This is a genomic window from Microcoleus sp. BM001215392, from assembly GCF_036700185.1.
In the GTDB taxonomy this organism is placed as follows: Bacteria; Cyanobacteriota; Cyanobacteriia; order Cyanobacteriales; family Microcoleaceae; genus Microcoleus.
This window is the reverse complement of sequence record NZ_JAUBOJ010000561.1, coordinates 1-3,444: the sequence shown is the minus strand read 5'-3', so window position 1 is coordinate 3,444 and position 3,444 is coordinate 1. Positions and strand designations below refer to the sequence as shown.

At 46.9% G+C, this 3,444-nt stretch carries 1 protein-coding gene; it reads right to left on the bottom strand.

All coding sequences use genetic code 11. From position 1 onward, the window contains the following. Positions 1–104 precede the first annotated feature (104 nt). On the bottom strand, positions 105–3,332 hold the full coding sequence (locus QT974_RS32650) for an ATP-binding protein (RefSeq protein WP_333472511.1): 3,228 nt from the start codon (positions 3,330–3,332) through the stop codon (positions 105–107). Between the last annotated feature and the right edge of the window lie 112 nt (positions 3,333–3,444).

Here is a 3,444-nt window from a genome sequence, read left to right as displayed (position 1 = left end):
GGGGGGACAAGAGTCTTTTCAAAGTCCCCCTTCTTAAGGGGGATTTAGGGGGATCGAGACTTGGCCTAAAAGCGAGATTTATCAGTAAAATCCGCCCCTACATTTCAATATACTACCCTTGCCATCAAATTTATACGTTCTACTGGATTGCGATCGAGGGTTTGTTTTATACTGCTAATATCCGAGGCATTTGCTGGCAAAACTGGCTTGAATTCTAAGGTGATTTTCAAACTAACAGTCGCTTCTGTGTCGGGACTGTTCAACAAACTGTTGATAGTCGAGAAAAAACTTTGAAATCCTCGCATCGGCCCTTGATATTCCAACCGCACAAATTGGTCGCCGGTTTGAATGGTTGCTGTTTGGTCGATTTGCGGTTGCCAGCGCTGCAATAGGGCAATTGCTGTTCCCAATTTGCGATAATCCATGACTCGATTCACTGACAATTCTAGCATTTCGATGCCTTGAACTTTGTAATCGATCAGCCGATCGCCCAAACCAGCAAAAACCGCATTCACCGTGCCGTCGAGTTCGATAATCGGCGGTTTCGCATCCCACAAACTCGGCTGTAGCCCTTCCACAACATAGGCAGAATTGCTGCCATCTCGCACGCTAGAATTTTGCAAATTTAGATTGACATTGGTTTCCTTTTGTGCTGTTTCTCCGCTGCCGTAATCTGCTACCACCCGAAATATACTGTTATTCACAACGGTGGTTTCATACTCATCGGAAGGGAAGAAATTTTGGGGGACTAAAACGTTATCTTGATACAAACTAACACTCAGTGCTCCTTTCGCCTTCCACCTGACGCGCACGGGTTTTGCAGCCTCTGCACTCGGCATCAATTGAGCGCTGATTTCCACTAATTTCGGCGCTGGAGGTTCGAGAATGCCGCGTCTGTACAGGATCGGGCGATCGCTAAATTCGATCGTCTCGGGCAACACTAACACGGTATCATCGGTTTTGATAAATAATCTCTCCCCGACTTTCATATCCCAATTCCCCATTTTCAAACCTTGGCGAATCGTCTCCCGCAACATTGAAACTTCCGCATCGAGGAGAATATTCAAACTCAAATCCTTCGCAAAAGCATCGCGCAGCGCCTTCGTCGTCCAACTATCCAAGCCCGCCGGCCAAACTTTTTGCAAGATAAAAGCCGGGGCGAAAAATTTAGCTTCTTCCGGGCGAATCTTGCCGCAATCTTTCAGGGCTTTCAGAATCACATCTTGCTGGTTGTTTTTGCCTTTCACCGTACTCGCATCCTGCGCGGAAAGAGTGTAGTGCATCAACCCTTTCGGTGCTTTCACAGCATCATTTGCAGGATAAAATAAATGGCGGTAAGCATTAGTTAAAGATACTCTCACCGCAATATCTTTCGCGCCTTCCCTTTCCTTGAGTTGCTTCTGCTGGCTTCCTGATAAATCTTGCAACCGGTTCTGACTTTTGAGAATATTTTGAATTGCTTTGTATTCTCGGGAATTGTCGATCGCTCTTTCCAACTCTAGCCGATTCGCGACTAAAAATAACAACCGATTGCGGTAAGTGCGAAACTTCCCGGATTCGCCGCTACTGTTAAAAATGCGATCGACTAATTCCGGCGCTGCGTCGGTAGAAACATCCACCGTCGCTTCGTCAAAGTCGATCGCGCACAGCGCCACATCATCCGGGTTATCGTCTACATCTCCCGGAGTTTCGACATTAGAAACTAAGGTAAAAAACTTCTTCGCAAAAATGCTATCTCGGCGGGTTCGCAAATCTTCTTTCGCCGCCAAAACCCCGACTTGTTCCTTCTCCTCGGTTATAATTTTGTTAATCGAAGGTTCTTCCTTAAACCTGGCCAAGGAAGTCATCGGATCGAAGTCTAAATACCAGGCTACCTTAGTTAGCGTTTCTAAAACGCGATCGACAAAACCGCTATCAACCCCCGGAATTAGCAGCGACAAATTCAACTCCGCCAGCCGAATTCCCGAAGAATTTCCCTGAGTCAAAGAATGCAGAAATATGGTTCTGCTAACCCAAGTAGAAAACGGCGGTTTTCCGGCTGCGATCCATTCCGCATCTTGCAATTGTGCGTAAGCCGGCCTACCATCGGGATTGTAGATATCCGCGCCGATCGCATTCCGCAAGAGCGATCGCTGCAACCGAGAAGTAAGATCGTTAGTAATTTCGGCATCCATCCCCACCGGAATATGATGCGTGTGAATCATCGATACCCAGCCATCGCGATTTTCCCACAAATGTCGCACGACTTGCGCGAACAATCGCAAAGCGCCCCGCGTCTTTTGAAATTCGGGAATAGAAGCAATCTTTTTAGTCAGCAGATTGAACAATTCCGGGTGAAACGGATAACTTTGGGCGATCGCCTTTGAGTATGACGCATCTTTGCACCCATCGGGCAAATTCACCCGACAATTGCGATAAGCCGCCAAATATGCCGCTGCTGCTTTTTGCGCCGCTGTTTCGCTAACTGTCGCAAACACGCGCTGTTTGACGATGTTATAAATTTCGATATCTGTAGAAGGGCTCAACACTCGTTCTTGTCTCGCAGAAGCGCGCATCGTTTCTTGCAATTCCGCCGTTTCTTCCGCAAAAGTATCTGCTGTCGAGGCGAGGGAATAAACCAATACTAAATTATCGCACGCTGCCGCCAAATCCATCAACGAAAATAGGAAAGCTACTACTTGTTTTGCTAAATCGCTGCTACCAATTTGTTTCGCTTTTGCCGATCGCAAATACCGCGCAATTTCATCTAAAATAATTACAGTCGGCTGTCCCCCCGTCAATCGTTCCAAGACGGAAGTCCCGGGACTAACGCCACTTTTGTCGCTACCTTGCAATAACTGATAGCCTTGAATCCCGCCAATTTGGTAAGCAATTTCGCCCCAAAGCGTGTAAGTTGTCAAGCCGCTGTCGGCATGATAAACTCCTTGTTCCGGGTCTAAATCTCGACCGTCGATCGCAGCAACTTGCAAAGGGCGATCGGGAATAATGTTAATATCTGTAAACCGTTCCAATCCGTGAATTTCTCGCCCTAATTTGCAGATATGCCAGAGTGCAATTTCATCGTGAGTTTTCCCACCCCCAAAACTCGTTTCCAAACGAATCACTCCAGCCCCAGCCCTTTGTTTCATCAAGCGACCGAAAACTTCGCCAATCAGAGTTTTGATACCGTCTGTGGCGAAAGTATTGGCAAAGAATTTATTCGCATCTTGATAAACTTGAGGTGCATTTCCTTCAACTACCAGCCGCAATTTTGCTGCAAATAAATCTAGAGACAAGTCTCCCGATAAAATTTCTTCTCTGGGCACGCAGGTATCGAAGATTAATGGCAGCATTTAACGATCCTTAAGTAATAACTAATAATATTAATTCCACTCTCGATCGGACTAGATCCCCCTAGCCCCCCGATCGAAGGGGGGGACAAGAGTCTTCTCAAAGTCCCCCGAC